The sequence below is a fragment of the Streptococcus sp. HMSC064H09 genome (genome assembly GCF_001812625.1).
Classification (GTDB): Bacteria; Bacillota; Bacilli; order Lactobacillales; family Streptococcaceae; genus Streptococcus.
The window spans coordinates 822-4876 of sequence record NZ_KV809611.1 but is presented as its reverse complement, the minus strand read 5'-3'; the positions used below and the strand labels follow the sequence as shown (position 1 = coordinate 4876).

Here is a 4055-nt window from a genome sequence, read left to right as displayed (position 1 = left end):
ACGAACAAGGTCACTGGACAGGTGATGACGCTACGACAGGTAAAGTTACCGAAGGTGATAAGAACGTTACTTACGTTTACCAACTTAAAGAACAACCAGCACAACCTAAGGGTAATGTTTACGTTCACTATGTAGATGAAAATGGTAACACAATCAAAGCATCTGTAACAGATGAAAAAGATCAACCAGTAGGTAAAGACTACGATACAGTAATTGATAACCGTCCAAAAGAAATCGAATTCGAAGGTAAGACATACGAATTGGTACCAGCAGGTAACTACAAAGTAGGTCAAGTCGACGAACAAGGTCACTGGACAGGTGATGACGCTACAACAGGTAAAGTTGTTGAAGGCGACAAGAACGTAACTTACGTCTACAAACTTAAAGAAGATCCAACGAAACCTAAAGAAGGTGACGTAATCATCACTTATGTAGACGAAAAAGGTAAAGAAATCAAGAAACCTCGTCAAGACACACCAAACTCACCATATGATACTCCATATAACACAACTGAGGAAGGTGAAAAACCTAAGACAATCAAGACTCCAGACGGTAAGACATACAAGATCGTACCGAAAGGTGACTACCCAGTAGGTAAAGTTGACGGCGATGGACACCTTGAATCATCTGATCCAATTAAAGGTAAAGTTGATAAACCACGTTCAATCATCACTTACGTCTACAAAGAAGTGAAAGGTGACGTTTACGTTCACTATAAAGATACTGAAGGTAACACAATCAAGACTTCAGTTGTTGATGAAAAAGATCAACCAGTCGATAAAGACTACGATACAGTAGTAGATAATCGTCCTAAGACTATCACAACAACTGATGGTAAAGTTTACGAATTGGTGCCAGCAGGTAACTACACTGTAGGTAAAGTTGATGGACAAGGTCACCTTGAGTCATCAGACGCTACAACAGGTAAAGTTATAGAAGGACGTAAAGATGTTACTTACATCTACAAACTCAAAGAACAACCAGCACAACCTAAGGGTAATGTTTACGTTCACTATGTAGATGAAAATGGTAACACTATCAAACAATCTGTAACAGATGAATTTGGTCAACCAGTAGGTAAAGATTACGATACAGTAATTGATAACCGTCCTAAGACAATTGTTACTGCTGATGGTAAAGTTTACGAATTGGTACCACAAGGTAACTACCCAGTAGGTTCTGTAGATGGTGATGGTCACTTGACAACAACTGACCCAGTAACTGGTAAAGTTATCGAAGGTGATAAGAACGTAACTTACGTTTACAAACTTGTCGATACAACTCCAGAAAAACCAGTAACACCAACACCAGGTAAACCTGAACAACCAACACCAGGTAAACCAGTTGATCCAGCTCCTAAAGCTCCAGCTAAAGCTACTCCGGTTAAACCTGCACAAGAAATGGCACAATTGCCAAACACTGGTGAAGAGTCTAACGTAGCAGCTACAGCAGCTCTTGGATTGCTTGCAACTGCATCTGGATTGGCTCTTGCGGCAAAACGCAAAAAAACTGAGGAATAATATTCCTTCGACTTACCCCTAAAACTTATGAGTGACTAGTCCTAATAAAAACTAACTACTCTTAAGTAAGAATAAGCCGATTAGCTTCGTTCTAAAAAAGACACATTCCGATATGGGATGTGTCTTTTTGTCGTGTTTGAAAATGAGAGAGGGTGTCTTAAATGTTAGTCTAAGTCTCATTTAGGCTTAGTATTAGAGAGTAAAGGCTTAGTTTAGTAAGCTAAAATCTTAGATGTGGAAGAAGTAGACTTTGAATTTTAAGACAACTTTAAGTTTTGTTTTGCAAAATGTAAGGTGGGTGAAAATGCTATGAAATGAGCATTTTTAGTATTTATACAGCATAAAGCGTTTGCAATCTTTTTTGAGGGAAATAAGAGTTTATATTAGAGCTTACAAGAATTTTATGATAAAATTTATCGGTGAGTTTTAATTCATAAAACAAGAATGGAGTAGATATGTTTTTTAGAAGGAACGAAGGGGTATATCGCGAAACTGATTGCGTGACTCGTTTTAAATTGATTAAATCAGGTAAGCAATGGCTTCGTGCTGCAACATCTAACTTTGGACTTTTCAAGGTCGTTAAAGGTGTGACAGACGCACCATCAGTTTCAGCACAAAGTGTTGAAGAGAAAACACCGCTTCTCTCAGGGCAAGCTCTACTTAAAGGGATTGCGGCGGCAGGTGCAGTGGCTGGAGGAGCAGTAGCGACTTACACTGCCCAAGCGGAAGAAACGACAACTCCGGCTTTGGAAAGTCAAGTAACTGCTAATCAAGATGTGGCTGTCAACTCTGAGTCAGTGGTATTGAGTGCAGCACCAGCTTCTGAAACTTCAGCAGTAGCATCAACAAGCCAAGAGTCTACAAGCTCTTCAGTTGATGCTCAAGCAAGCACAGAAGCATCAGTTTCAGTATCACAATCTGTGTCTCAATCCATTTCTGCTGAATTGTCACAAGCTATCTCTGAATCTGCATCACTCAGCAAGGAGTACTCAACTTCTGATAGCCAGTCACAAACTGAAAGCACAAGTGGTTCAAACTCTGAATCAGCTTCTGATTCAGCAACTTCAACAAGTTCAGTTGCTTCAGAAACTGCAAGCCAAGATGATGAAAAATCTGTTTTGGATCAAAACGTTTCAGAAGCAGAATTGCTTGTTAATATTGCTAAAAACTATCAAGCAAAATTGACAGACACAGCTGCTAAGGCTGAAATTCAAACGGCTATTACAACCGTTCAAGAAGAAGTCACTAAGTCAACGACATTGATCGCGGCATCAGCAACAAGCGCAGCTTACGCAGAACAGCGTGAGCGTCTTGGTAATGCCGTCGATAACATGATGACCAAGCTGACAAATGCTGGTTTCAATGGGAACTCTACAGTGAATGGCACACCAGCTATCACTTCAAACCTTAACCTAGCGACTGGTGAAACTAAGGTTTATACAGGAACTGGAACAGACTCAAACTATAATGTTCCAATTTACTATACATTGAAAGTGACAAATGACAGAACAAATCTGAATTTTGTCTACACTGTTTCCTATGTTAATCCTGCAACATCAACCCTTGGAAACATTTCGAAGATGAGTCCTGGATATTCTATCTATAATACAGGGACATCAACACAAACGATGTTTACTCTAGGTACAGGACTTACTCCTCCGACAAGTGTAACAACTTATATTACTAATTCAGACGGTACTCAAAGAACTACACCTTCACCTTATACAACACCAGTAACAACGGATAATGGCGGTTACAGTTGGGGACAAAATTTCCAAATGAATGGTTTTCAGGCTAAGAATGGTTATGGCTTAACATCGACTTGGACTGCTAAAATCACTGGTGATGACACATCCTTCACATTCTCACCTTTTGCAGCTAAGACTGATAAGACTAGCGTTAATTTCTTTAATGGTAGTCAGGTTATCGAGTCAGAGTCTGAAGCAGATACAACGAGTGCATCTTTAAGTACATCTCAAAGCATCGTAGAAAGTACTTCAACAGTAGAGTCTCAATCTGTATCAACAAGTAAGGTAGAATCTGCATCAGTTTCAGCATCTGAGTCAGAGGTTGTCTCATCTTCTCTTTCTCAATCAGAGGAAGCATCAGCATCCCTTTCAGAGAGTGTTTCAGAAAGTCTTTTTGAAAGTGCCTCAACAAGTGCATCAGTGAGCGCATCACAGTTAGAGTCAAATTCAGTCTCAGCTTCAGAAAGTGCATCAACTTCAACATCACAGTCTGAGTCGAACTCAACATCAGCCTCAGTAAGTGCGTCAACATCAACATCACAGTTGGAGTCAAATTCAGTCTCAGCTTCAGAAAGTGCATCAACTTCAACATCACAGTCTGAGTCGAACTCAACATCAGCCTCAGTAAGTGCGTCAACATCAACATCACAGTTGGAGTCAAATTCAGTCTCAGCTTCAGAAAGTGCGTCGACATCAGCTTCACAATCAGAATCAAACTCAGTTTCTACCTCTGAGAGTGAATCGACATCAGCGTCACAATCCGAATCAAACTCAGTTTCAACTTCAG

General features: G+C 40.0%; 2 protein-coding genes. Both read left to right on the top strand.

Annotated features, from left to right (window positions below; translation table 11 throughout):
* The coding region (locus HMPREF2867_RS08460) for a MucBP domain-containing protein (RefSeq protein WP_070577071.1) at positions 1-1520 on the top strand (1520 nt) is incomplete at its 5' end.
* 455 nt (positions 1521-1975) lie between these two features.
* On the top strand, positions 1976-4055 hold a 2080-nt coding region (locus tag HMPREF2867_RS08455), incomplete at its 3' end, for an accessory Sec-dependent serine-rich glycoprotein adhesin (RefSeq protein WP_141751015.1).